Annotated in this window: 19 protein-coding genes; 9 read left to right on the forward strand and 10 right to left on the reverse strand. The window is 74.7% G+C overall.

Annotated features, from left to right (window positions below):
* Positions 1 to 256: 256 nt before the first annotated feature.
* The 3 genes from IE332_RS06605 to IE332_RS06615 all read left to right on the forward strand — a co-directional run bounded on the left by IE332_RS06605 (position 257) and on the right by IE332_RS06615 (position 4,495).
* Entirely contained in the window at positions 257 to 2,350 is a 2,094-nt protein-coding gene (locus tag IE332_RS06605; RefSeq protein WP_189914197.1) for a galactose-binding domain-containing protein, read from the forward strand.
* 92 nt (positions 2,351 to 2,442) lie between these two features.
* The gene (tsaD, locus tag IE332_RS06610; RefSeq protein ID WP_189914198.1) at positions 2,443 to 3,510 is read left to right on the forward strand and encodes a tRNA (adenosine(37)-N6)-threonylcarbamoyltransferase complex transferase subunit TsaD; all 1,068 of its coding nucleotides are present in this window, start codon (positions 2,443 to 2,445) and stop codon (positions 3,508 to 3,510) included.
* Positions 3,511 to 3,628: 118 nt separating this feature from the next.
* The gene (locus IE332_RS06615) at positions 3,629 to 4,495 is read left to right on the forward strand and encodes a GNAT family N-acetyltransferase (RefSeq protein ID WP_189914199.1); all 867 of its coding nucleotides are present in this window, start codon (positions 3,629 to 3,631) and stop codon (positions 4,493 to 4,495) included.
* Between the two features lie 132 nt (positions 4,496 to 4,627).
* Here IE332_RS06615 and IE332_RS06620 read toward each other — a convergent pair whose 3' ends face one another.
* Entirely contained in the window at positions 4,628 to 5,158 is a 531-nt protein-coding gene (locus tag IE332_RS06620; RefSeq protein WP_189914200.1) for a hypothetical protein, read from the reverse strand.
* Positions 5,159 to 5,310: 152 nt separating this feature from the next.
* Between IE332_RS06620 and IE332_RS06625 the strand changes: the two genes are divergently transcribed.
* Positions 5,311 to 6,318 carry an ArsR/SmtB family transcription factor gene (locus IE332_RS06625; RefSeq protein WP_189914201.1) on the forward strand — a complete coding sequence of 336 codons (1,008 nt, stop codon included), beginning with the start codon at positions 5,311 to 5,313 and terminating at the stop codon, positions 6,316 to 6,318.
* Positions 6,319 to 6,615: 297 nt separating this feature from the next.
* Complete coding sequence (locus IE332_RS06630; RefSeq protein ID WP_229928378.1) at positions 6,616 to 7,536, forward strand: DUF8832 domain-containing protein; 921 nt, start codon at positions 6,616 to 6,618, stop codon at positions 7,534 to 7,536.
* Positions 7,537 to 7,603: 67 nt separating this feature from the next.
* Here the strand turns inward: IE332_RS06630 and IE332_RS06635 are convergent, their stop codons facing one another.
* Positions 7,604 to 8,080 (reverse strand): hypothetical protein, encoded by a 477-nt coding sequence (locus IE332_RS06635; protein WP_189914202.1) that lies wholly within the window; start codon positions 8,078 to 8,080, stop codon positions 7,604 to 7,606.
* A gap of 87 nt (positions 8,081 to 8,167) precedes the next feature.
* On the reverse strand, positions 8,168 to 9,067 hold the full coding sequence (locus IE332_RS06640) for a helix-turn-helix transcriptional regulator (RefSeq protein WP_229928379.1): 900 nt from the start codon (positions 9,065 to 9,067) through the stop codon (positions 8,168 to 8,170).
* Positions 9,068 to 9,333: 266 nt separating this feature from the next.
* On the opposite strand from IE332_RS06640, the gene IE332_RS06645 reads away from it, so the two are divergent.
* The 4 genes from IE332_RS06645 (at position 9,334) to IE332_RS06660 (ending at position 11,324) form a co-directional block, all read left to right on the forward strand.
* Positions 9,334 to 9,528 carry a hypothetical protein gene (locus IE332_RS06645; protein WP_189914204.1) on the forward strand — a complete coding sequence of 65 codons (195 nt, stop codon included), beginning with the start codon at positions 9,334 to 9,336 and terminating at the stop codon, positions 9,526 to 9,528.
* A gap of 5 nt (positions 9,529 to 9,533) precedes the next feature.
* Positions 9,534 to 9,746, forward strand: a complete 213-nt coding sequence (locus IE332_RS06650) for a response regulator transcription factor (protein WP_189914205.1) — start codon at positions 9,534 to 9,536, stop codon at positions 9,744 to 9,746.
* Between the two features lie 142 nt (positions 9,747 to 9,888).
* Positions 9,889 to 10,533 carry a LuxR C-terminal-related transcriptional regulator gene (locus tag IE332_RS06655; RefSeq protein ID WP_189914206.1) on the forward strand — a complete coding sequence of 215 codons (645 nt, stop codon included), beginning with the start codon at positions 9,889 to 9,891 and terminating at the stop codon, positions 10,531 to 10,533.
* Positions 10,533 to 11,324 (forward strand): thioesterase II family protein, encoded by a 792-nt coding sequence (locus tag IE332_RS06660; protein WP_189914207.1) that lies wholly within the window; start codon positions 10,533 to 10,535, stop codon positions 11,322 to 11,324. The genes IE332_RS06655 and IE332_RS06660 overlap by 1 nt, the downstream gene beginning before the upstream one ends.
* 7 nt (positions 11,325 to 11,331) lie before the next feature.
* On the opposite strand, the gene IE332_RS41800 is transcribed toward IE332_RS06660, so the two are convergent.
* The 7 genes from IE332_RS41800 to IE332_RS06695 form a co-directional block, all read right to left on the reverse strand.
* Positions 11,332 to 13,599, reverse strand: a complete 2,268-nt coding sequence (locus IE332_RS41800) for a pyridoxal-phosphate dependent enzyme (RefSeq protein ID WP_189914208.1) — start codon at positions 13,597 to 13,599, stop codon at positions 11,332 to 11,334.
* A gap of 79 nt (positions 13,600 to 13,678) precedes the next feature.
* Positions 13,679 to 14,587 carry a GHMP family kinase ATP-binding protein gene (locus tag IE332_RS06670; protein ID WP_229928380.1) on the reverse strand — a complete coding sequence of 303 codons (909 nt, stop codon included), beginning with the start codon at positions 14,585 to 14,587 and terminating at the stop codon, positions 13,679 to 13,681.
* On the reverse strand, positions 14,584 to 16,119 hold the full coding sequence (locus IE332_RS06675; RefSeq protein ID WP_189914209.1) for an argininosuccinate lyase: 1,536 nt from the start codon (positions 16,117 to 16,119) through the stop codon (positions 14,584 to 14,586). Before IE332_RS06675 ends, IE332_RS06670 begins: the two co-directional genes overlap by 4 nt.
* On the reverse strand, positions 16,110 to 17,699 hold the full coding sequence (locus IE332_RS06680) for a condensation domain-containing protein (protein ID WP_189914210.1): 1,590 nt from the start codon (positions 17,697 to 17,699) through the stop codon (positions 16,110 to 16,112). The genes IE332_RS06675 and IE332_RS06680 overlap by 10 nt, the downstream gene beginning before the upstream one ends.
* A complete protein-coding gene (locus IE332_RS06685; RefSeq protein ID WP_189914211.1) occupies positions 17,696 to 18,688 on the reverse strand; it encodes a TauD/TfdA family dioxygenase in 993 nt (330 codons plus the stop codon). Before IE332_RS06685 ends, IE332_RS06680 begins: the two co-directional genes overlap by 4 nt.
* The gene (locus tag IE332_RS06690; protein WP_189914212.1) at positions 18,685 to 20,859 is read right to left on the reverse strand and encodes a non-ribosomal peptide synthetase; all 2,175 of its coding nucleotides are present in this window, start codon (positions 20,857 to 20,859) and stop codon (positions 18,685 to 18,687) included. Before IE332_RS06690 ends, IE332_RS06685 begins: the two co-directional genes overlap by 4 nt.
* Positions 20,856 to 23,516 carry an amino acid adenylation domain-containing protein gene (locus tag IE332_RS06695; RefSeq protein ID WP_189914213.1) on the reverse strand — a complete coding sequence of 887 codons (2,661 nt, stop codon included), beginning with the start codon at positions 23,514 to 23,516 and terminating at the stop codon, positions 20,856 to 20,858. The genes IE332_RS06690 and IE332_RS06695 overlap by 4 nt, the downstream gene beginning before the upstream one ends.
* Between the last annotated feature and the right edge of the window lie 129 nt (positions 23,517 to 23,645).

Raw genomic sequence — 23,645 nt, forward strand, 5'->3', positions numbered from 1 at the left:
GGCGCCAGCCGGACGTGCCCACCCTAATCAATCGGACATACCAGGCCGGGTCGGACAGGCGGGGCCCGGTCGACGGGCACGCGGCGGGCAGCCGGGTCCCGTACGGCTATTGACTACTTGTCCAACAGTGGCGATTCTCGTCACACCGAGTGCGCGGTCCATGACGGCCGGCCCGGACGGGCCGGTCCGCGCGTCCCCGACGGCGCCCGGCAACCCCCGGGCCGCGCCACCCTCACTTCGGACCCGGGTGGTGACCATGCCCCAGTTACCCCACCGCAGGCGCGGATTCGTCACGCTTCTGGCCGCACTTCTGACCCTGACCACCATGCTCTTCGCCGCTCCGGCGCCGGCCGCTCCGGCACCCCCGGCACCCGCGCCCGCGGCCCCGGGCGAGACCGGCTGGTGGAACCCGACCGCCCGACCGGCGCCCGACTCGCAGATCAACGTCACCGGCGAACCGTTCCGCGGCACCGACGCCCAGGGGAAGGTCCGGGGCTTCGTCGACGCGCACGACCACATCATGGCCAACGAGGCCTTCGGCGGACGGCTGATCTGCGGCAAGTCCTTCTCCGAGGCAGGGGTCGCGGACGCCCTGAAGGACTGCCCCGAGCACTACCCCGACGGCTCGCTCGCGATCTTCGACTTCATCACCAAGGGCGGCGACGGCAAGCACGACCCGGTCGGCTGGCCCACCTTCAAGGACTGGCCGGCCCACGACTCGCTCACCCACCAGCAGAACTACTACGCCTGGATCGAACGGGCCTGGCGCGGCGGCCAGCGGGTGCTGGTCAACGACCTGGTCACCAACGGGGTGATCTGCTCGGTCTACTTCTTCAAGGACCGCAGCTGCGACGAGATGACCTCGATCCGCCTCCAGGCGCAGAAGACGTACGAGCTGCAGGCCTACATCGACACCATGTACGGCGGGCCCGGCAAGGGCTGGTTCCGGATCGTCACCGACAGCGCGCAGGCCCGCGCGGTGGTCGAGCAGGGCAAGCTGGCCGTCGTCCTCGGCGTGGAGACCTCCGAGCCCTTCGGCTGCAAGCAGGTCCTCGACGTCGCCCAGTGCTCCAAGGCCGACATCGACCGCGGCCTGGACGAGCTGTACGGGCTGGGCGTGCGCAGCATGTTCCTCTGCCACAAGTTCGACAACGCGCTCTGCGGGGTGCGCTTCGACGAGGGCGCGCTCGGGACGGCCATCAACGTCGGCCAGTTCCTCTCCACCGGCACCTTCTGGAAGACCGAGAAGTGCGCCGGCCCGCAGCACGACAACCCGATCGGCCTCGCCCCGGCACCCGGGGCGCAGCAGCAGCTCCCGGCGGGGGTGACGGTGCCGGCCTACGCCGGCGACGCGCAGTGCAACAGCCGCGGACTGACCGACCTCGGCGAGTACGCGGTGCGCGGGCTGATGAAACGCAAGATGATGCTGGAGGTCGACCACATGAGCGTCAAGGCCGCCGGGCGCTCCTTCGACATCCTGGAGTCCGAGTCCTACCCGGGCGTGATCTCCTCGCACAGCTGGATGGACCTCGACTGGATCGAGCGGGTCTACAAGCTCGGCGGCTTCGTCGCCCAGTACATGAACAGCGCCGAGGCGTTCAGCGCGGAGGCCGAGCGCACCGACGCGCTGCGCGACAAGTACGGGGTGGGGTACGGCTACGGCACCGACATGAACGGCGTCGGCGGCTGGCCCGGCCCGCGCGGGGCGAACACCCCCGATCCGGTGCGCTACCCGTTCCGCAGCCAGGACGGCGGCTCCCTGATCGACCGCCAGACCACCGGTTCGCGCACCTGGGACATCGACACGGACGGCGCCGCGCACTACGGCCTGGTCCCGGACTGGCTGGAGTCGATCCGGCAGGTCGGCGGCCAGGGCGTGCTGGACGACCTCTTCCGCGGCGCCGAGTCCTACCTCACCACCTGGGGCGCCTCGGAGCGGCACGACGCCTCGGTGAACCTCGCCGCGGGCCGTCCGGCCACCGCCTCCAGCACCGAGTGGTGGAACCCCTTCGTCAGCTTCGCGCCCGGCCGGGCGGTGGACGGCGACACCGGCACCCGCTGGGCCAGCGAGTGGAGCGACGACCAGTGGCTCCAGGTCGACCTCGGCGCCACCGCCCTGGTCGGACGCGTCACGCTGGACTGGGAGCGCGCCTACGGGCGGGCGTACCGGATCGAGGTCTCCACCGACGGGAGCAGCTGGCAGTCCGTCTGGTCCACCACCACCGGACACGGCGGCCTGGACACCGCCCGCTTCACCGGCGTCCCGGCCCGCTACGTCCGCGTCCACGGGGTGCAGCGCGGCACCCAGTGGGGCTACTCCCTGCACGAGCTCGGCGTCTTCAGCGGCTAGGCACCACTGAGGCCGGGGCGCTCCGGCCCGGCCAGCTCCCTTATTGCTAGGATGTTGCAATTGCAGAATGCTAGCAATAAGGGAGACGTGTGATGGCGGGACCACCGGTGGTGCTGGGGATCGAGTCGTCCTGCGACGAGACCGGTGCCGGTCTGGTGCGCGACGGCGTGCTGTTGGGGCACGCGGTGGCGTCGTCCATGGACGAGCACGCGCGCTACGGCGGAGTCGTCCCCGAGATCGCCGCCCGCGCCCACGTCCACGCCATGGCCCCCGTCGTCCAGGAGGCGCTGGACCGGGCCGGGCTCGCCCTGACCGACATCGGCGCCGTCGCCGTCACCACCGGCCCGGGCCTGTCCGGCGCCCTCCAGGTCGGCCTGGCCGCCGCCAAGAGCTACGCCTTCTCCCTCGGCGTCCCGCTCTACGGGGTCCACCACCTCGCCGGGCACGTCGCCGCCGCCACCCTCGACGGCGGGCCGCTGCCGAACCCGTGCATCGTCCTCATCGTCTCCGGCGGGCACACCTCGCTGCTGCTCGTCCGGGACCTCGCCCGCGACCCGATCGTCCACCTCGGCGACACCCTGGACGACGCCGCCGGCGAGTGCTTCGACAAGGTCGCCCGGATCCTCCGGCTCCCCTACCCCGGCGGCCCCGCGATCGACCGCGCCGCCCGCGACGGCGACCCGAAGGCCGTCCGGCTGCCCCGGCCCCTGAGCGGGCCGAACGACCCCCGGTACGCCTTCTCCTTCTCCGGCCTCAAGACCGCCGCCGCCCGCTGGGTCGAGGCCCAGCGCGCCGCCGGCACCGAACCGCACGTCCCGGACGCGGCCGCCGCCCTCCAGGAGGCCATCGCCGACACCCTCACCCGCAAGGCCGTCCGGGCCTGCACCGACCACGGCATCGACACCCTCGTCGTGGTCGGCGGGGTCGCCGCCAACTCCCGGATCCGCGCCCTCACCGAGCGGCGCTGCGCGGCCGCCGGCATCACCCTGCGCGTCCCTGCGCTACGGCTGTGCACCGACAACGGCGCCATGGTCGCCGCCATCGGCGACCTCCTGGTGCGCTCCGGCGCCCGACCCGCCCCGATGGACATCTCCATCGACCCCTCGGCCCCGCTGGAGTACGCCGCCCTCACCCCGCTCGCCGCGATCCGCGCGGCGTGACGGGGGTTCACGGGACCGGTCACCTCGGCGGGGCGACCTCGCCGGCCGCCGCTGGAGAGCCGCCCGTGAGCCGGTAAATGGCTTGCGGACCTCCGTGACGGGGTGTCGGATCCCGGGCATGACGATTGTGCTGGGGACGCCCACCGCGGGCGGGGTGCGCGAGGCGATGGGCGCGCTGCGGGAGTGGCAGGACGACGGGGCGCCGATGCAGCTGCATCCGGGGGACATCGGCTGGAACCACCGGCTCGGAGCGGCCGAGACGGCCGCGGTGGTGCGGACCTGGAGCCGGGCCGGCCGGATCCTCGCCGTCGGGATGCTGGACTCGCCGACGGTGTTCCGGATGACGGTCGCTCCCGACGCCTTCCGGGACGAGGACGTGGCGCGGCGACTCGTCGAGGACCTCTCGCTGCCCGAGCGCGGCGTGCTGCCGGAGGGAGCGGTGTCCGTCGAGGCGCCGCTGGGCCTGCTGCTGCACGACCTGCTGACCGAGGAGGGCTGGGGCGTCGACGAACCGTGGACGCCGCTCTTCCGCGACCTCGCGGAAGCGGTGGAGGACCCCGGCGTACGGATCACCGCGATCGGCCCGGAGCAGGCGCAGGACTTCGCCGACGTCCTGCGGTCGGCGTTCGGCACCTCGCGGCCCACCCGGGCGTACTGGCACGCGATGGCGGCGGGGCCGTTCTACAGCGACGCGCGATGTCTGGGCGCCTACGACGACCAGGGCGCCCCGGCGGCGGCGGTGACGGTCTGGTCGGCCGGCCCGGGGAAGCCGGGACTGGTCGAACCGATGGGCGTCCACGAGGACCACCGCGGTCGCGGGTACGGCCGGGCGATCACCCTCGCCGGGGCGGCCGCGCTGCGGGAGCTGGGCGCGTCGAGCGTGCGGGTGTGCACACCGAGCTCCAACGCCGGTGGCGTCGCCACGTACAAGGCGGCCGGCTTCGAGGCGAGGCCGGAGATCGGCGACCGGATCCGCACGGCCTGACGACCGTACAGCCCGGTCCGGCCCTCGGGCCCGCCCGGGCTGCAGCCGCCAGGACGCCGGGGACCGCGCCGTCGGGGGTGCACACCACCGCGTCCAGGCCGGAGCGCTGCCGAGCAGGTCCCCGGTGGTCGGTCAGGCGAGGGTCCGGCAGAGGTTCTCCACCTGATGCTGGACCAGCACCTCGACCTGCCGGTCCGGGTGCACCAGCAGCACCGCGCCGCCACTGAACACGTAGTCGCCGACCGCGTAGTACGGGTTGCCGGGGTGGACCTTGGCGGAGATGTGCGAGGACGGCGGGACGTCCCACAGCGTGCTGCCGTCCGACAGCCGGTACTCGGTGGCCCGGCCGCTCTGGTCGCGGTCGACCTGGGCGCCGGTGTCCACGTTGGTGTAGCGCAGGATCAGCGGCCCGCGCCAGAGGACCTTCGCGGGCGAGCCGTCGGGGTGTCGGGCGACGGTCTTGGTCTCCTCCTGGTCGAACAGGTCGGTGATGTGCAGGTGGAACGGGCAGAGCGTCCCGGCGGGCGCGTCGTAGTCCTGGCCGTGGTACGGCTGCCAGCCGTCGTCGTCGGCCTGCGCTGCCGGGGCCGCCGGTACGAGGACGGCCACCGCCAGGACCGCGGCGAGGACGGCCGGTCGGGTGAAGTGCGACGGCATGCGCATGGAAGCCTCCTGGGCGTCGGGGCGGGACCGGACGGCCGTCCGGAGGCCCACTGCCACCGCGGCCGCGCACTGGGTATCGTCGGACCGCGGCGGCACCGGCGCCACGTTTTCGGTCTGGGCCGAAAGCCCGGGAACGCCGGGAGGTGCCGAGCGTGGTGCTGCGGATCCACTTCACGGCCGAGGACCTGCTCGGCACCCGGTTCGCGGACGGGCCGGCGCCGCTTATGGAGGTCGGGCTGGCCGTCGCCATGCTGCAACGGCCCGGTGCGGACCCGGCGTTCGCCCGGCGGCACCGACTGCTCGGTTCCACGGGCGCGCGGTCCGTCGCGCCGCTGACCGAGCTGGTCCCGGTGACCGGCGCGGGTCCGTTCTTCCTCGATCCGCTCAGCGTCGACCTGGAGCACGGGCTGGAGTTGGTGCGTTCGTCCACCAACACGCTGGTCCGCAGCGAACTCGCACGGATCTGCCGCAACGGACTGCCCGTCACCCCGCTGATGCGGGGCCTCGCGAACGAGGACCGGCAGGCCTGGCAGTACCTGGAGACCAGCCTGCGCGCCTCCCACGCGGCGCTGGTCGACGCGGTCTGGCCGAGGCTGCGCACCGGTTTCGACACGGACCTCGCCTGGCGCGGGCAGGTGCATCGCGAGCAGGGGCTGCGCGGGATGCTGGCAGGCCTCTACCCGGGCAGCCGGTGGCGCGGCAGCACACTGGAGATCGCCGTGGCCAGGGAGCTGGACTTTCGCCTGGAGGGCGGCGGCGCCCTGCTGCTGCCGTCCGCGCAGTGGACCGGGGAGCCGCTGTGCGGCCGGCTGCCGGACGGAGCGCTGCTGTTGGTCTACCCGGCGCTCACACCGCTGCCCCATCTCTTCGAGGAGGCGCCGGCACCGGGGGCGGCCCCGGACGAGCCGGTGGCGGCCCTGCTCGGGCGGACCCGCTCGGCGGTCCTGCGGATGACGCTGCGCGAGCCGACCACCAGTCAACTGGCCGGTGAGCTGGGCATCTCGGCGGCCAGCGCCTCCGAGCACGCCCGGGCGCTGCGGCGGGCCGGGCTGGTGAGTACGGTGCGGGCCGGTCGGGCGGTGCGGCACAGCTGCACCCCGCTCGGTCATCGGCTGCTCGCCGCGGCGGTGACGGCACACCGTGCCGCGGCCGGCCCGTGAGGCCGTGTCCCAGCTGACGGTGGGGTGTCGGTTCGGCCGTGGGCGGGCTGGGGAGCGGACCGGGAGTTGTCCGGCCAGGGCGTCGCCAACCTGATCGCTCCGCTGTTCGGCGGCGTCGCCGCCACGGCGCGGCTGATCGTCACCGCCTTCCTGGGGCCGGAAAGCGGGAGGTTCCGAACGGCCGCGTGCTTTCGGTTATCGCGCCGGCCGTCGCGGGTCTCCTGTTGCAGTGGGACCGAACGCCCTCGGCCCGCACGGCGCCCCCGCCTCCGCGCCCGCTCCGGGAAGGACCTGCCGATGACCGCTGCTCCCCTCCGCCCGCTCTCCCGGGGCTGGCTGCTCGCGTCCTGTGTGCCGGTGCTGTTGGTGCTCGGGATGGCGGTGTCCGTCCCAGCCGCCCCCTCCGGCTCTCCACAGGACGGGACGGCGAGCGGGTCGAGCGGGTCGGAGATGGCCGGGATGCCTGGGATGGCCCACCCGGCCGGGGACCCCGGCGCCGCCGGGAGCACCGCCCGCGGCCTCGCCGCCGAGCAGGACGGCCACCGGCTGAACCTGGTGACCTGCGGTGTGCCGGCCGGGCGGCCGACGGCCTTCCGGTTCACCGTGACCGGCCCGGGCGGCGCCCCGGTCACCGGCTTCGCCGTCCATCAGACCAAGAAGCTGCACTTCTACGCGATCCGCGCCGATCTCACCGGCTTCCAGCACCTGCACCCGGAGATGGCCGACGACGGCACCTGGACCGCCGACCTCGCTGCCCTGACCCCCGGCGCCTGGCGGCTGTACGCCGACTTCGTCCCGGACACCGGCCCGCACGCGCCCGAGCTCGTCCTCAGCCGCACCGTGACCGTGCCCGGCCAGGACGCCCCGGTGCCGCTGCCCGCCCCGGCCGGCAGCACCACCGTGGACGGCTACACCGTCGAGCTGACCGCCCGGCCGATGGCCGGCGCGCACCAGCTGGTCGCGAGTGTCAGCCGGGACGGCCGTCCGGTCACCGACCTCCAGCCCTACCTGGACGCCTACGCCCACCTCAGCGCCTTCCACGAGGGCGACCAGGCGCTCGCCCATCTCCACCCGTCGGGCACCGTCGACGGCGACCACGGCGGCCCGACCCTGACCTTCCAGGCCCTGTTCGCCGAACCGGGCGACTGGCGGGTCTTCCTCCAGTTCCGGACCGCCGGGCAGCTGCACACCGCCGAGCTCACCCTGCACGTCGACTGACGCCCCGGCACCCGTGCCGCGCGAGCGCCCGGTGCCCGTACGGCACGAGCTCGCGGCGCCTACGGGCTCAGTCCCGCCGGGCCTCCGCCGCCGGGACGGCAGGTGCGGCCGGCGGTGTCTGCTCGGGGTCGGTGACGACGAGCCGGACGTGCCGCGCGTCCTCGCTGTGGATGCCGTCGGCCCGGTAGCCCGGCGGGAGGTAGAGGGCCTCGCCGGTCAGGGTGGACACCTCGGCGGCGGGGTCGCCCGGTGTGCGGAGCGTCCACCGGCTCGATCCGGCGGACTGGATCACCAGGAGGTGGCCGGCGGAGGGCGGGGCGCCGGTGGTGTGCTCGACCCGCCAGCCCAGCAGGGCCGTGAGGCCGGCGGCGACGTGCCCGGCCAGTGCCGTGTCCGGCGGCCCGTCCGCGCCCGGGGGGACGACGGGGTCGTTCTCGGGCCAGAGCAGCGCGAAGGTGCGGCCGAAGTGGGCGTCCAGGAAGAGCGCCAGCTCCTGGAGGTAGGGATCCAGCCCGGGGCGCTCGCTCAGGCGTGCCCAGTCCACGTGTTGTCTCCTTCGGTGGTGCCATCCGTCACAGTGGTGCCGGAGTGTCAGCATGGTGCATGCGCCTGTCGGACGGCATCACGGTTTTCAGGTATCCAGCAGGCCCGCCCGGCTGGCCGCGACGCCCGCCTGGAACCGGCTGTCGGCGCCGAGGTGCTCCAGGATCTCGGCGACGTGGCGGCGGGCGGTGCGCAGCGACATGCCCAGCCGGCGGGCGATCGCCTCGTCCTTCAGCCCGTCGGCGAGCAGCCGGAGGATGGTGCGGTGCAGTTCCCGGGCGACGGCCTCCATGTCGCGTCCGGTCGACTCCTGGAACGGGGTGGCCTGGCCCCAGGTGAGTTCGAACATCTCGTACAGGTAGGCGACGGTCGAGGGTTCGCGGATGACCACGGCTCCCAGCTCGGGGCCGGCGGCGGGGAGGAAAGCGGTCTCGCGGTCCATGATGATGATCCGCCCGGCCAGTTCGTGGGTGGTGCGGTACTCGGCGCCCAGGGCGGAGGCGGCGGCGACGTAGGCCTGGCTGGGGCCGTTGAAGCGGGCGGTGTGGTGGTAGAGGGTGCGGATGCGTACGCCGCGTTCCAGCATCGCCCGGTCGCGGACCAGGGCCTCGGACATCGCCTCGGGCAGCCGGGCGCCGCCGCCGGGCTGGCAGCTGACCACCTCGGTGGTGCACTGCTCGCCCAGCTGGTTGAGCAGGAAGCGGACCTCCGCGAGGGTGGGGATGACCTCCATGCCCGCGCCGGACTCCCGGCTGTCCGGGAAGAACGGGGCGAACTCGTCGAACCGGCCGCGCATCCTGGCGATGTCGTCCTGGCGCTGCCGGATCTCCGCCTCGACGGGGGCCGCGCGCCGGAAGTAGGCCGAGTCGGGGGACACCACCCGCAGTGCTTCCTGCCGGGCGCCGGCCGGCGCCAGCAGTCCCGCGTCGAGCAGCCGCTCGACCGCGGCCGTCACCTCGGACGGGGACAGTCCCGTCGCCTGCGCCACGACCGCCGGATCGTGGGCTCCGACGTGCCGGCTCTCCGCAAACCATGCGTAGACGGACAGATCCGATTCCTGCCCCTGACCTGCTTCGACCCGACGTTCTGTCATATCGCGAGCGCTTTTGTCCATATTTACCCCCACACCCCTTTACTGCCAGGCAAGTTGATGAACGGCTCCAAGCATGTCCGCGATCTTCGATGCCCACCAGAGTGGAGTCATGGCCCCACCGGGAAATCGGGGCGAATACCAATGAATCCACGGGAGATCTCATGAAGCGCATCATTTTCACCAGCGTGGCGCTGCTCGGCGCCGCAGCCGCCTTGCTGACGCCGACCGTCTTCGACTCCTCCTCGACCGCCCGCGACGACGTCCCCGCCGCGATCGTCCAGCCGGGCCCCGCGATGGCCACCATCCTCACCTGCCCGCCCAACACCGTCTGCGACGACACCTCCTGGGGAGGCTGAACCCTTTGTTCACGACGCGGGAGAGGGAGATCCTCGACCACCTCGCACAGGGCCGCACCTCCCGGGCGATCGCCCGCCTGCTGTACCTGAGCCACCACACCGTGGAGACCCACATCCGCAACATGCGGGCCAAGAGCGGAGCCAGCAGCCGCACCCAGTTGCTGGCGATCGCGCTCGGGCTCGACACCGCCGGGCCCGTCGGGCGCGGCAGGGGCTGATCCAGTACGAACCGAGCAGCACTCTCCGACGGGGGTCGGATATACGTCCGGCCGGTCGACGGCCCGCCACCGCGGGGCCGGGACCGGCGGGAACCGGGGGTGCTGGGCGGACCACTCCGGTAGAGGGGGATGTCACAGACCGATGGAAATACCGATTCTGATATGTGTGGGCCAGCCGCTGATGCGCAGCGGGCTCTCCTCGGCCCTCGTGGCCGAGCCGGACATCCGGGTGGTCGGCGAGACCTCGGCCGGGAGCACCGCCAGCGAGCTGGCCCGGGAGCTCAACCCCGCCGTCGTCGTCACCGACTTCGAACTCGCGGACATGACGGGCATCGACCTCGTCCGCGACCTCCTGGGGCCCGACCAGGAGTCCCCCCGCACGCTGCTGATGGCACCCCCCGAGGACGACGCCGTCCTGGAGTCCATCCTGGCCGGCGCCACCGGGATCGTCACCCGGAACACCATGGTGGAGGACTTCCCCCAGGCGATAAGAGCCACGGCCACCGGCCACTCCTTCCTCTCCCCCGACATCGCGGCGCTGCTCCTGGGCTGGGTCCGCGACAAGCAGCCCGCCCTGTTCCCCGCGCTCAGCCTCAACCTCCTCACCTACCGCGAGCGCGAGATCCTGGCGCTGCTGGCGAACGGGATGTCCAACGCCGAGATCTCCAAGCGGCTCTGCATCGTGCAGTCGACGGTCAAGTTCCATATCTCCCAGCTGCTCAGGAAACTCGGGCTCAGGGACCGCCTGCAGGCCGCCGTGTTCGCCCACCAGAACGGTGTCATCTGATGTCACGACCGAACCAGGACGGCGCCGCCCGCTGGCTGCCGTGGACCAAGGGGACGACGGGGCTGCCCCGCGTCTACTGCCTGCCCTTCGCCGGCGGGTCGTCGCACTTCTTCCGTACCTGGACCGAGCCGGCCCGGCGGCTCGACGTCGAGGTCGTCCCGGTCGAACTGCCCGGCCACGGGACCCGGTTGCGCGACCCCCTGGTGACCGGCATGGCCGCCATGGTGGACGCGCTCTGCGAGGAGGTCCTCCGGGAGGAGCGCGGACCCTACGCGATCCTCGGCCACAGCATGGGCGCCAAGATCGCGTACGCGGTGGCCGAGGAGCTGGAGCGGCGGCCCGGGGCCACCCCGCCGGCCCGGCTCTTCGTCTCCGGATCCCTGCCGGCCTCGGCCGCCGAGCCGAAGCCGCTGCACGGCCTGCCGGACGCCGCGCTGACGGCGGAGCTCTCCGCGATGGGCGGCACGCCGCCCGAGATCCTCGCCAACGCCGAACTGATGGAGTTCATGCTGCCGGTGATCCGGGCGGACCTGACCCTGCTCGAACAGTGGCACGCGCCGGCCGGGAGCCGGATCTCCTGTCCCATCACGGCGTTCGCCGGCCAGGACGACCAGGTCGTCCGGGCCGAGCTCTCCGCCGGCTGGGCCGACCACACCTCGGCGTCCTTCGCCCTCCGGGTCCACCCCGGGGACCACTTCTTCCTCCGGGAGGAGATGGACGTGATGCTCGGCCGGATCGCGGCCGAGCTCCAGGCACACGCCGTCGACCTCCCTACCCCGGGCGGGGCGTGACGGTCCCTCACCCCTCCTGGACGCCGACCTCGATCAGTCCGGCCGCCTCGGCCAGCGCCCGTCCGACCTCCTGCGGCGTCGATCCGACGGCGATGACGTGGCCCAGCCGGTCGTAGGCGCTCCGCGGCGGCCGGACCTCGCGCCCCGGCGTCCCGCTCACCAGGACCCGCTCCACGCCCGGCACCCGCTCGGCCGCCTCGACCCCGGTCACGGCGGTCAGCCGGCCCGGCCGCGGCGCGGTCAGGAACCGCAGGCCGGCCCGGCGGTCCTGCTCGGCCGACAGGTTCAGCGGCAGGCCGGCGGCGGCGCGGATCTGCTGCTCCAGCAGGTCGATCCCGGTGGCCGGGCGGATCAGCTCGGGGATCATGCCGCCGGCCAGCCGTCCGTTGATCTCGATGACGGCCGGGCCGTCGGCGGTCAGCCTCAGCTCGACGTGGGCCGGGCCGCGCTCGAAGCCGACGGCCTTGAGCGCCTGCCGGGCGGTGTCGGCGATCCGTTCGGCCAGCGCGTCCTCGATGTCGGCCGGGAAGAGGTGGCCGGTCTCGACGAAGTGCGGCAGCGGGCTGACGGTGCGCTGGGTGACGCCGACGCACCGGGCCTCGCCGTCCACGCCGAACAGCTCCGCGCTGAACTCGGGCCCCTCCAGGTACTGTTCGACCAGCACCGCGCCCGGGGTCCGCTGGCCGCGCACGTTGTGGGTGACGGCGAGCAGGTCGGTGGCGTGCCCGACGGCCGTCCCGGCGTCCTCGCACCACAGCACGGACTGCGAGCCGGACTCCCCGACCGGCTTGACCACACAGGGCAGCCCCACCTCGGCGACGGCGGCCGCGACCGCGTCCGGGTCCGGGTCCGTGACGACCGCGAACCGGGGCTGGGTCACCCCGGCCTCGTGCAGGGCGGTGCGGGTCAGCGCCTTGTTCCGGCAGCGGGTCATCGCCTCCGGCGGGTTGCCGGGCGTGCCCAGGGCGGCGGCCGCCCGCGCGGTGTGCTCCAGGTAGAACTCGCTGGTCGTCGTGACGCCCGCCACCCGGCGCCCGGCGCTCACCCCGGCGATGGCCGCGGTCAGCGCGGCCTCGTCGTCGGTGTCGCAGACCACGACCCGGCAGCCGGTGTCGGCCAGGTCCGGGTAGCGCGCCGCGTCCTTGGTGAACAGCACCGGCTCCAGGGCCAGCCGGACGGCGGTGCGCAGCGCGATCATCCCGGTGCCGGTGGTGTTGGACTCGATGAAGAGCAGCAGCCGCCGGTCCCGGCGGGGTATCCGGGCGAAGGACCAGCTGGAGACGGTGGCGCCGTACTCCACCTTCTCCGGGGCCGTGGCGACGGCACCGGCTTCGGAGGCGCCGGCTTCGGAGGCGTCGGCGTCGGCCTCGGCGTAGACGGTGTCCACGTAGCGGTCGCCGCGGTCCGGCATGATTCCGACCAGCCGGGTGCCGGGCTCGGCGCGGGCGGCGAGGTGGGTGAGGATCCGGTAGACCGAACCGGAGGTGTTGCCGCCGAAGATCTTCTGTTCCCGGGCCAGCCGGCGGGTGGCGTCGAAGGCCTCGTCGTCGGACAGCCAGTGCACCTCGTCGAAGAGGCGGTAGTCGATGTTCTCCGGGATGAGGCTGTTGCCGAGTCCGCTCTGCTTGCGGGTCGGGCGGTCCGGCTGGCCGAAGAGCACGCTGCCCACGCAGTCCACGCCCACCACCGAGACGTCCGGCAGGCGTTCCAGCAGCGCCCTCGATGTCCCGCAGAGCGAGCCGCCGCTGCCCACCGCCCCGACCACGACGTCCACCGAGCCCAGGTCCGCGACCAGTTCGCCGGCCAGGCTGCGGTACGCGGCGGGGTTCTGCGGGTTGCTGTACTGCTGCGGCCAGAACGCGCCGGGCAGGCCGGCCATCAGCTCGGCCAGCCGCTCCAGCCGGGCGCTCTGCCACCCCTGCCCGGTCATCGCCGCCACGACGTGGACCTCGCAGCCCAGGGTGCGCAGCTTGGCCAGGGTGATGGGGTCGATGCGCGGGTCGGTGACGATGTGCACCGGGTGGCCGAGGTAGGTGCCGACCAGGGCGACCCCGAGCGCCATCGTGCCCGAGGAGCTCTCCACGATCGGCGCGCCCTCGGCCAGCGCGCCGGTGCGCCGGGCGTCGAGGATGACCTGCCGGGCCACCCGGTCCTTCATCGCGAAGAGGTTCTGCATCTCCAGTTTGGCGAAGACCTCGACGCCTTCGGGGGCGTCCACCCGCAGCCGCACCGCCGGGGTGTGGCCGATGCCGTCGATGACCGATTCCTGCCGCATGTCCGTCCGTCCTTGGGAGGTTGGGGAAGTGCCCCTGCTGGGAGTGCCCTGCTGGGGTTGTCCCTGCTGGAAGTCGTCCCTACTGGGAGGGCTGGGTGAGGGTCCGGAACAGCAAGGTGTCGTCGCCGAGGGCCTCGCAGGCCGCGTGCGCCTCGGCCACCTTGCGGGCGCGGTCCGGGTCCGCGTCGTCGAACAGCAGGCCCAGCATGGTGCCGCTGTGCGCGCACACCACGCCGAGCGCCCCGGTCCGCCCCGCGATGGCGAGCATCGCGTCCAGGTGCCGCTTGGGGGCGAACCGCTGGTTGAGCACCGCGCTGCGGGTGGTCACCCGGCCCACGGCGGAGAGGTCCCCGGCGCGTACGGCGGCGGCCAGGTCGGCCAGCAGTCCGGTGAACTCGGCGGTGTCGGCCGGCGAGTAGCGCTTGGGGCGCTTGTTGAAGGTGACGGTGTCCAGGTGGCCGCCCTCGTCCACCGCCACCACGGTGGCCGGCGCCAGTTCGCCGAGGGCCTCGCGCAGCCGTACCTCGCGGTGCTCGAAGACGACGACGCCCGGGTGCATCACCCCGTCGGTCGGCTCGATCGGGCGCAGCCAGTGCTCCACCGCCGTCGGGCCGGTGTCCAGGCCGAGCGCGCCGCCGACCGCGCGGGCGGTGGCGACCAGGTCGGCCGAGGAGCTGGCCAGGCCCTTGCCGATCAGCAGGTCGCTGTCCAGGATCAGGGTCCCGCCGCCACCGGGCTGGTGGGCCGTCAGCATGGCCTCGGCCAGCCGCAGGGACTTGGTCTTGTGGGCGGGGAAGACCCGCAGCGGGCCGACCGGGTCGAAGCGGAACCAGGCCCGGGAGCGGAGCGTGATCGGCAGGGTGACGAGGAAGTCGGTGCCGTCGGGCAGCCGCCCCTGGAGCAGTTCGCCGAAGGTGCCGGGGCCGTCGGCCCGGCCGCTGCGCAGGTCGGCGCCCGGGCGGCGGGTGATCAGGCTGGGGCCGGTCACGGGGTGCCCGCTTGGGTGGGGCCCTCGGTGGACGCGTTGGTCGGGCCGTCGGTGGAGGCGTCGGCGAGCAGGGCGTCCACGCGGGCCGCGGCGGCGCTCGCCGTCTCGGCGCGCAGCCGCCACTGCCCGGCCACCTCCCGGTAGCCGCGGTCCTGCGCGGCGAGCATGGCCCGGACGGCGTCGGGGTGCGTCGACCCCGTGGACCGCTTGACCCGGACGGCCCGGTCCGCGTCGAGGGAGCCGGCCAGCAGTGCGCCGGGCTCGGGCACCCGGTGGCCGTGCTCCTCGGCGACCGCCGCGAGCAGCGGGCCGTCGGGGGTGGCCGCGGTCAGGCCCTTGGCGATGGCGGCCCGGACGTACGCGCCGGCGATCACCTGCGCCGTCCGCCACGGGACACCGGCCTCCAGGGTCAGCCGGTTCGCGAGGGTGAAGGCGCCGAGGAAGTCCCCCTCGCAGGCCTCGCGCATCCGGTCGGTCCGGAAGGTGGCGGTGGCGAGCGCGGTGTGGGCCAGCCGCAGGGCCGAGCGCAGCGCGGCGAACTGCTCCCGGAGGTGCCGACCGGCCTCCTTGGAGACCTCGACGCTGTTGGCGTACGGGGTGCCGTGCTGGGCGAAGGCGAGCTGGGCCGCGCAGCCGACGACGTGCGAGCAGCGGCCGCGGATCCGTTCCAGGACCGGGAAGTTGCGCTTCTGCGGCATCGCGGCCGAGATCCCGGCCAGGTCGTCGGGGAAGTCGACGAAGCCGAACCCGGCGCCGCTCCAGGTCATCAGGTCGGTGGTGAAGCGGCTGAGGAGGACGGCGAAGGTCGACAGCTCGGACGCGACCCCGAGGGCCCAGGAGCGGGAGGCCACCGCCATCAGGGCGTGCGGCTGGGGCTGCCGGAAGCCCAGCAGTGCGGCCATCCGCTCGCGGTCCCAGGGCAGTTCCTGGCCGGCCATGCTGCCCGCGCCGAGCGGGGAGCGGTCGATCCCGTCATAGGTGGCCAGCAGGCGGCGGGCCGCGTCGAGGGTCTCCTCGGAGAGCGCCGAGAGGTAGAAGGCGGGGGTGACGGTCTGCGCGGCCTGGGCGTGGGTGTAGCCGGGCATCGGGCTGTCCGGCAGTTCGGCGGCGCGCGCCGCCACGGTGCGTCCGAAGGCGATCAGGCCGTCGGCGAGGGCGCGGACGTTCTCCCGGCTGGAGAGCAGTTGGCCGCAGGCCTGGAAGTCGTTGCGGCTGCGGTCCACGTGCCAGGCGGCGAACGGTGTGGTCCCGCCGCGGGCGACGTGGCGTTCCATGGCGAAGAAGATGTCCGACATGTTGTCCCGCGGGTCCGCCCGGATCAGCTCGGGGGTCAGCTCGTCGAGCCGCCCGGCGATCGCGGCCGTCCCCTCCTGGTCGACCAGGCCCATCCGGCGGTACTCCAGCAGCAGCACCTTCTCGATGGACACGTAGTGCGGCAGCAGGGCTTCGGCCTCGTAGCCGAACTGCGGGGCCAGCACCTCCTCGTCCCAGACCTCGCTGGGCACGCCGTCGATCCGGCCGGTCACTGCCATGTCTCTCCTTCGGGGTCGGTCCGGTCGTCCCGGCGCGTCGCGGTGTGCCGCTCCAGTTCGGCGGCGAGCCGGGCGACGGTGGGGTTCGAGAAGAAGGCGTCGACGGTGGTCTCGACGCGGTGGTCGGCGGACAGCCGGGCGAGCAGGCGCAGCGCCTGCAGCGAGTGGCCGCCGACGGCGAAGAAGTCGTCCTCGACGCCCACCCGGTCGACGCCGAGCACCTCGGCCCACGCGCGGGCCACCAGTTCCTCGGCGGCGGTGCGCGGCGGGACGTGGCCGGGCGGCGGCACCGGCTCGGCGCCGCCCTCGGGCCCGGGGCCGGCCGGGAGCCGGGACAGCGGTGTCGCCGGGTCGGCGAGGGCCGCCGTGAGCACCGCCGCGTAGTCGGCGAGCAGCCCCGCGGCGGTCTCCGGCCCGAACAGGGCGGTGTTGTACTCGACGCGGACGGCGCCGCCGGACACCTCCAGCAGCAGGTCGTCCTCGGCCGCGGTGGACGGGGGCCCGAAGCTCTCGGCCGCCGTGACGTTGAACGCCAGCTGGTAGAGCGGTGGCAGGCCGGGGCCGCGCCGCGGGGCGAGCTGCTCGACCACGGTCTGGAACGGCAGCTCCTGGTGGTCGCGGGCCGCCCGCCACACCGCCCGGACGCGGTCGACCAGCGCGGCGTACGAGGGGTCGCCCGAGGCGTCCACCCGGAGCACCACCATGTTCACGAAGGTGCCGACGAGGGGCAGCAGTTCGGGGCGGTCCCGGCCGGAGAGCGGCACCCCGAGGACGACGTCGTCCCGGCCGGAGCGCCGGTGGACCAGGGCCGCGTACCCGGCGAGCAGCAGCTCGAACGGCGTGACCCCGTACCGGTCGGCGGCCTGGGCGAGCGCGGGCGCCGTGCCCGCCGGGAGCTCGGTCCGCAGCTCCGCGCCGGCGAAGGACCGCCGGGCCGGGCGTGGCCGGTCCAGCGGCAGTCCGTGCGCGGGGGGCAGCCCGGCGAGCTGCTTCCGCCAGTAGCCGGCCAGCGCGGCTGTCCCGGCGCCGTCGAGCCGCTCGCGCTGGCGGCGCGCGTAGTCGCCGTAGGAGAGGGGGAGCCGGGGGACGCTCGGCGGCCGGTCCTGCTCGAACGCCGCGCAGAACTCGGTGAGCTCCGCGTGCAGGTTGAACAGTGACGGGGCGTCGCAGACGGCGTGGTGGGCGACGAAGAGCAGCCGCCAGCGCCCGGCGCCGAGCCGGACCAGGCCCGCGCGCCAGAGCGGTGCCCGGGAGAGGTCGAAGGCGGTGTGCTTCAGCCGGTCGGCGAGGGCCTCGCGCGCCGCCCGCCGCTCCTCCTCGGGGCGGCCGGACAGGTCGAGGACCTCCAGGTCGGGGTCGACGCCGCCTCGGACGACCGCGTGCAGCGCGCCGTCCACGACCCGGAACCCGGTGCGCAGCGCCTCGTGCCGTGCCACCACGGCGGCCAGGGCCGCCCGGATCTGCCCTTCGGAGACGTCCCCGTGCAGCGGCCACTGGTCGGTGACGTGGTAGAGCGCGGTGTCGGCGGCGAACCGGCTGGCCAGCCAGGCGCGTTCCTGCGCGAAGGAGGCGGCGGTCATCCGGTCCCTCCGCCGGGCACGACGCGGTCGGGCAGGACGTGGTCGGACAGGACGTGGTCGGGGAGGCGGACCGGGTCGCCGAGGACGACGGCGACCTCCCGGGGGCCCTCGTACGGCTCCCGGCTGTGCGCCATCCGGATGTTGTCGACGACCAGGACGTCGCCGTCGCGCCAGGACTCGCCGAAGGCCGCCGCGTCGTAGGCCGCGTTGACGGCCTCGACGGTGCCGGCGTCGATCGGCGTGGTGTCGCCGTGGGCGGTGGTGAACGGCAGGCCGGTCGGCCCGTACTGGTCGAGCAGGTACTCGCGGATCACCGGGTCCATGGTCAGTTCGTTGAGGAAGGCGATCTGGTTGAACCAGCCGGGCACGCCGGTGCGGGGGTGGGCGACGACGGCGGCGCGGCGCTGCGCGGTGCGCAGTCCTCCGTCGAACCACTCCTGCCGGATGCCCTCGGCCGCGCAGTAGGCGTCGACCAGGGCGCGGTCCTCGGTGCCGAAGGCGTCGGTCCACGGCACGCCGACGTCCTGGTACGACCGCAGCAGCAGCCAGCCGTCCCGGCGGAACGGCTCGACCAGGCCGGCCGGGAGGGCGCGCAGCACCTGCTGGGAGTCGGCGAGCATCGTCCGGCCGCCGCGGTCCGGGGCGGTGAGGCAGCCGAACACCATCAGGCCGGGGACCTCGGCGGCGTAGCTCTGCTCGTGGTGCATGCACATCGGGGCGTCCGCGGGCCAGTGCGAGGCCGAGTAGACCGTCTCGCCGTGCCGGTCGCGGGGTGCGAACCCCTCCCGTTCGGCCATCGGCTCGATCCCGAGCGCGGCGGTGACGGCCGCGAGGTCGGCGGGCGAGGCGACGCCCGAGCCGCGCAGCAGGACGGCCCCGGAGGCCTCGACCTCGGCGCGGACCTCCGCGCGGTGCTCGGCGGCCCAGCGCGGGCCGGGGGCGGCTTCCAGGATCCGCAGGGCGGGTGCGGTGCGGGTGGCGGGGGTCATCGCCGGGCCTCCGCGGTCCGGCCGGCCGCCTTGCGGTCGAGGAGTCCGGCCACCTCGGCCACGGTCGGGGTGGTCTTCAGCTCGCCGACCGTCACCGCGCGGTCCAGGGCGATGGCCAACCGGATCGCGGCCAGCGAGGTGCCGCCGAGCTCGACGAAGCGGGAGCCGCGGCCGACCTGGTCGAGCGGCACGTTGAGCAGTTCGGCCCAGAGCCGGGCGACCCGGCGCTCGGTGTCGGTCTCGGGGAGCGCCACCTCGCCGTCGGCGGCCGGCCGGCCGCCCTGCGCCTTGGCCTCGGCGGTCAGCGCCTTCTTGTCGATCTTGCCGTTCGGGGAGAGCGGCAGCCGGTCGAGGCGGTGCAGTCGGCCCGGCACCATGTAGTGCGGCAGGACGGCGGCCAGGGCCCCGTCCACGGCCCCGGGCTCCGGGGCGGCGGTGCCGCTGTAGAAGCCGACCAGCTGCGGGTCCTCGGCCGAGCCGGCGATCACCACGGCGCCGTCCCGCACGCCGGGGACCTGGAGCAGCCGGTTCTCGATCTCGCCGATCTCGATCCGGAAGCCGCTCACCTTCACCTGCGAGTCCCGGCGGCCGAGGTACTCGAACTCGCCGGAGGGCAGCCGGCGGCCGAAGTCGCCGGAGTGGTAGAGCCGTTCGCCGGAGTGGTACGGGTCCGGCCGGTACGCGGCGTCGGTGCGGGCGGCGTCGTTGACGTACCCCCGGCCGACGCAGACCCCGGCGAAGACGATCTCCCCCGGCGCGCCGTCCGGGACCATCCGCAGCCGCTCGTCCACCACGTACACCCGGACGTTGCGGGTCGGCGGGCCCAGCGGGACGAACCGGCCGGCCGGCGGGCCGTGCAGCACGCCGTGGTTGGTGTCGTCCGAGACCTCGGTGGTGCCGTAGCAGTTGACCAGCGGGATGCCGGGGAAGGCGGCGAACCAGCGGTGCACCAGCTCGGTCTTGAGCGCCTCGCCGGTCACCGCGAGGACGCGCACCGACGGCAGGCCGAGGCTGTCCCCCTGAAGCGTCTCCAGCACCAGGTCGAGGTAGGAGGGCACCAGCTGGGCCACCTGGACGCCCGCCCGGGTGACGGTCTCCACGAAGCGGCGGACGTCGGTGACGGTGTCCTGACCGACGATCTCCGTCCGGCCCCCCACCAGCAGCGCGCAGACCAGCTGCCAGAGCGAGATGTCGAAGCACTGCGGGGCGGTCTGGGCGATGACGTCGCCCTCGCGGACGCCCAGGTCCTCGATCTTGGAGTAGAGGTGGTTGAGGAAGCCCGCGTGCTCGCACATCGCGCCCTTGGGCTCACCGGTCGAGCCCGAGGTGAAGTAGATGTACGCCAACTGGTCGGCGCGGACGGGCAGTCCGAGGTCCTGCTCGGCGTCGGAGCCCGGGCCGGCCGGCTCCTCGGTCAGCAGCGAGACGGTCACCTCCCGCCCCCGCACCGCCTCGTCGAGCTGGGCCAGCCCCGGGTCCGCCAGCACCCGGCGGCAGTCGCTGCGCTCCAGCACCACGGAGATCCGCTCGGCCGGGAAGGACGGGTCCAGCGGGAGGTAGCAGCCGCCCGCCTTGAAGATCGCGATCACCGCGGCCATCCACTCCAGCGAGCGCTCGGCCACCACCGCCACCACGTCCTCGTCGGCCAGCCCCCGCTCCCGCAGCGACCGGGCGATCCGGTTGGCGCGGCCGTTCAGCTCCGCGTACGTCCAGCTCCGCCCGCCCTGCACCGCGGCGACGGCGTCGGGGTGCCGGCGCACCCGCTCCTCGAACAGCTCGTGGAAGCGGCGGTCCGGCAGCGGCCGGACCGGGCCGGCCGAGGCCGCGAGGGCGGCCGCCAGCTCCTCCCCGGCGACCAGGCCGTGCGCGTCGTGCGCCTCGTCCGGGGCGGCGGCCATCCGCTCCAGCACCGCCCGGACGTAGCCCTCGGCACGGTCGGCGCCGACGTGCTCCTGCTCGCCGGCCTCCTTCCCGACCCGCTCGGCCTCGGCCCGCCCCTGCGGGGTGGCCACCCGGGCGATCAGCTCGCGCCAGCTCGCACCCTCGTCGCCGAGCGCGTCGGAGCCGGTCAGCACCGCCGCCACCTTGAACGACGCGGCCAGCCGCACGGTGTCCGGGCCGACCCCGGCCTCCACCGCCAGGGCCGCGATCGCCGCTTCGGCGTTCGTCATGAGTTCTCACCTTCCAGTTCGTTCCGGCGTGCCGGCAGGGGCCAGGGCAGCCGCGCGCGATCACGTTTGTTGGTGGCGGTGCGCGGCAGGTCGGCCAGCACCGCGATCAGGTCGGGGACCGCGGGGGCCGGCAGCCGGGCCGCGACCAGCCGCCGCAGCTCCTCCCCGGTGACCCCGGCGTCGGCCACCACGTAGCCCACCAGGCAGGGGTCGCCGGCGGCGGTGGTGCGCACGGCCGCCGCGGCCTCCCGCACCCCGGGCTGCTGCTCCAGCACCGCCTCGACCTCGTCCAGCTCGACCCGGTTCCCGCGGATCTTCACCTGGTTGCCGGTCCGGCCGGTGAACGCCAGGGTGCCGTCCGCCCGCCAGTAGCCGCGGTCGCCGGTGCGGTACAGGGTCCGGCCGGTCCGCCAGGGGTCGGGCAGGTACGCCGAGGCCGTCTCGACGGGCCGGCGGTGGTAGGAGCCGGCCAGGAAGCCGCTGCGCAGATGGATCTCGCCGGGCACCCCGGCCGGGCACGGCCGGCCGAGCGCGTCCAGGACCAGCGCCTCCCGGCCCGGGATCGCCCCGCCGATCGGCACCCCGGCCGGGAACGACCCGCCCGGGGGCAGCTCGTGGTGGGTGGCCAGGACGCACTCGGTGGGCCCGTACAGGTTGTGCAGCCCCGGCCGCACCGCCCGGTGCGCCCAGGCCTCGGCCAGGTCCACCGGGAACACCTCACCGGCGATCAGGACGTGCCGCAGGTCCGGCAGTTCGCCGCCCTGCGCGTCCAGCGCCTCGGTGAGCAGCCGGAAGAACGACGGCACGGTCTGGATCTGCCCGATCCGCTCCCGCCGCAGCCAGCGCACCACCGAGACCGGATCGCGCCGGGCCGCGTCCGGCGGCAGGCAGAGCTCGGCCCCGGCGGTGAGCGCCGCGAAGATCTCGGTGTACGCGGCGTCGTAGGTGAGCGGCGCCCACTGGGCGACCCGGCTCCCGGGCCCGATGCCGAACCGCTCGCGCTGCCACTCGGCGAACTGCGCGAAGGCGGCCCGCGACAGCGCGATGCCCTTGGGTGTGCCGGTGCTCCCCGAGGTGTGCACGATGCACAGCGGGTGGTCGGCGACCGGCGGGGCCGGGAAAGTGTCCCGCTCCCCCGGTGGCTCGTCCCCTGGGGCGGGTTCCAGCCTCAGCACCGGCAGGCCCGCGAACCGGCCGTCCGGTCCGAGCAGCGCCGGGTGCGCCGCGGTGGCGGCCTCGTCCGCGAGCACGCAGACCGCGCCGGTGCCGGCCAGGATGTCGCGCAGCCGGGCGTCCGGGTCGGCGGGGTTCAGACAGCTGAAGGTCGCGCCGATGCGCATCGCGCCGAGGACCGCCGCGATCTGCCCGGGACCGCCGCTCAGCAGCAGCGCCACCACCTGCCCGGGGCCCACGCCGTGGCCGGCCAGGGCGTGGGCGGTCCGGCCGCTCCACCGGTCGAGCCCGCCGTAGGCGAGCGTGCCCTCCGCGGAGCGCACCGCGACCGCCCCGGGGGCGTCCTTCACCCGCGCCGCGAACTCCTCGTCCAGGAAGGCAAGGTAGTCGCGGTACGGCCGGGTGGTGGCGGGGGCGGGTGCCGGGTACGGCGCGGGGCGGCCGGAGAGGTCGAGTTCGGCCAGTGGCCGGTCGGGGGTGTCCAGCCCGAACTGCAGCGCCCGGACGAGGTGGTCGGCGAAGCCCTCGGCCGTCACCCGGCCCGGCAGCGCGCCGGTGAGGACGACGGTGAACTCCGCCGGCCCGGTCAGGGCCAGGGTCAGCCGGCCCTCCGGGTCGGGCGGGCAGTCGACGGTCAGCTCGGCCGCGACGCCCGGCAGGTCCAGGGCGGCGGCCGGGAGGTGCGGCCCGGCGAACTCCGCGCGGATCGGGAAGGACGCGGCCTCGGCACCCGCCTCCGGGGCCGTCCGCACCAGGGCGGCGAGGCGAGCCGGCGTCAGGGCGTCGGAGAGGTCCAGCCGGATCACCCGCCGCGCCGGGCCGTCGGGCGGGGTGGCCGCCTCGTCGGGCGCGGTTGGCGTTCCGGCGGGCACGGGCGCCGTCCCGGCGGGCACGGGCGCCGTCCCGTCCGGCGTGGTCAGCGTTTCGTCGGGCACGGTCAGCACGGCCTCCGACGTCCCGGCGTACCGGCCGAGCACCGCCGCGAAGGCGGCGAGCAGCCGGTCCGCCGCGTCGCCGGGCTCCTCGGACTTCCCGGGCTCGCCCGGCAGTGCGCGGGACGCCCGCTCGCCGGGGAACCAGGCGCCCGGCAGGGGTCCGGTCGCGGGCGCCGGGGCGTCCGCGACCCGCGCGCGGTAGGCGGCGCCGAGGTCCCGGGTCAGCCCTGCGACCGACCAGGCGTCGGCCCGCTCCCCGTCCACCGTGAGCAGGAGTTCGTACGAGCCGGCGCCGAGCCCGGCGAGGCAGGCCCGCAGCCGGGGGCGGCCGGCGGCGCCGAGCGGCCGGGCGGCCTCGTCGGCCGCCAGCTCGGCGAGGACCCGCCGCTGCTGCTCCCCGGCGGACCGGGAGAGGTCGATGACCCTCAGCCGGACCCGGCCCGGGCGCTCCCCCGACCCGGCGAGCCCGGGACGCGCGGCCACCAGGGCCTCGACGGCCGCCGACAGCGCGGTGACGTCCGGCTCCCCGGTCAGCCGGGCCCGGAGCACGGCGTTCGCGGGCGGGGCCGCGGCGGAGGTGTTCGCGGGCGGCGCCGTCGCGGAAGTGTTCGCGGGCGGCGCTGCGGCAGAAGCGTTCGGGGGCGGCGCTGCGGCGGAACCGCTCACGGGAGCGCTCAC

This window comes from Kitasatospora xanthocidica (assembly GCF_014656195.1).
Classification (GTDB): Bacteria; Actinomycetota; Actinomycetes; order Streptomycetales; family Streptomycetaceae; genus Kitasatospora; species Kitasatospora xanthocidica.

Coding starts and splice junctions, on each gene's coding strand:
- IE332_RS41800 (WP_189914208.1), bottom strand. CDS start 13,599: ATGCGGCAGGAATCGGTCATCGACGGCATCGGCCACACCCCGGCGGTG.
- IE332_RS06690 (WP_189914212.1), bottom strand. CDS start 20,859: ATGACGAACGCCGAAGCGGCGATCGCGGCCCTGGCGGTGGAGGCCGGG.
- IE332_RS06675 (WP_189914209.1), bottom strand. CDS start 16,119: ATGGCAGTGACCGGCCGGATCGACGGCGTGCCCAGCGAGGTCTGGGAC.
- IE332_RS06645 (WP_189914204.1), top strand. CDS start 9,334: ATGAAGCGCATCATTTTCACCAGCGTGGCGCTGCTCGGCGCCGCAGCC.
- IE332_RS06605 (WP_189914197.1), top strand. CDS start 257: ATGCCCCAGTTACCCCACCGCAGGCGCGGATTCGTCACGCTTCTGGCC.
- IE332_RS06655 (WP_189914206.1), top strand. CDS start 9,889: ATGGAAATACCGATTCTGATATGTGTGGGCCAGCCGCTGATGCGCAGC.
- IE332_RS06620 (WP_189914200.1), bottom strand. CDS start 5,158: ATGCGCATGCCGTCGCACTTCACCCGACCGGCCGTCCTCGCCGCGGTC.
- IE332_RS06615 (WP_189914199.1), top strand. CDS start 3,629: ATGACGATTGTGCTGGGGACGCCCACCGCGGGCGGGGTGCGCGAGGCG.
- tsaD (WP_189914198.1), top strand. CDS start 2,443: ATGGCGGGACCACCGGTGGTGCTGGGGATCGAGTCGTCCTGCGACGAG.
- IE332_RS06680 (WP_189914210.1), bottom strand. CDS start 17,699: ATGACCGCCGCCTCCTTCGCGCAGGAACGCGCCTGGCTGGCCAGCCGG.
- IE332_RS06660 (WP_189914207.1), top strand. CDS start 10,533: ATGTCACGACCGAACCAGGACGGCGCCGCCCGCTGGCTGCCGTGGACC.
- IE332_RS06630 (WP_229928378.1), top strand. CDS start 6,616: ATGACCGCTGCTCCCCTCCGCCCGCTCTCCCGGGGCTGGCTGCTCGCG.
- IE332_RS06685 (WP_189914211.1), bottom strand. CDS start 18,688: ATGACCCCCGCCACCCGCACCGCACCCGCCCTGCGGATCCTGGAAGCC.